The sequence below is a fragment of the Desulfobotulus pelophilus genome (genome assembly GCF_026155325.1).
GTDB classification, from domain to species: domain Bacteria; phylum Desulfobacterota; class Desulfobacteria; order Desulfobacterales; family ASO4-4; genus Desulfobotulus; species Desulfobotulus pelophilus.
Window position 1 is genome coordinate 1 of sequence record NZ_JAPFPW010000078.1, and the last position, 714, is coordinate 714.

Sequence of the window (714 nt, forward strand, 5' to 3'; positions counted from 1 at the left end):
TGGGTGAAGTAATCGTAGACCGCCAGCAGAGACAGCATCCAGAAGGGCAGACGGCCACGGGCATCCGCTTCCGACTGCCAGCTGATCCATGCCAGACGACAGGCCTCCCGCATGTCCTGGGCTTCGTCTTCGCTCATGCCCAGAGCCTTAAAAAAGGGGGAGGGCTGGGGCGTTAGGCCCGTTCCCACAATGTGGGTGGCCATGGAGTCGGACACGCTGGCTGCATGGGGGTCGGAGCCGATGATGTCCGCCGCCCGGCCCGTGAGGATCTCCCGTTCGCGGGATTCGGTGAAGCGGGAGAGCTTCTGGCCGTACCACCTGCCAAGGCTTCCCTTGCGGCCAGCACCCTTGCGACTGTAGCCGAAGGTGTTGCCGCCGCTCACGGCTCCGGGCTGGGAATGCCGGAGATCCAGATTGCGGATGGACGGTATGCGGAGAGGTGTTGTCATCGGGTGGGCCTCCCCTGCAGGATGCGGGGCCGGGTGATGGCCATGAGCTTGGCCTTTTCTGTTTCAAAATACTGCAAGCCGGACTGGATGTCCGGCAGGCTGGCCCGGGTAACCTTGACGCCATCGGAGGTGGTGTACTCCTGAGACAGCATGGCGGCGGACAGGGCTTTTTTGAGGTCTGTGATTTTGGCTTCCAGCTCGGGTAAGGTCCATAGGCTTGCGGCGGTCATGGGAGGCTCCTTTGTTGATTCGGGCCGGATTCCGG

General features: G+C 62.7%; 2 protein-coding genes. Both read right to left on the reverse strand.

Features of this window, described 5'->3' with window-relative positions; translation table 11 throughout:
- On the reverse strand, positions 1-449 hold a 449-nt coding region (locus OOT00_RS16110; RefSeq protein WP_265426445.1), incomplete at its 3' end, for a phage portal protein.
- Positions 446-714 (reverse strand): hypothetical protein (locus tag OOT00_RS16115; RefSeq protein ID WP_265426446.1); only part of this gene is annotated, 269 nt, incomplete at its 5' end. The genes OOT00_RS16110 and OOT00_RS16115, both read right to left, overlap by 4 nt.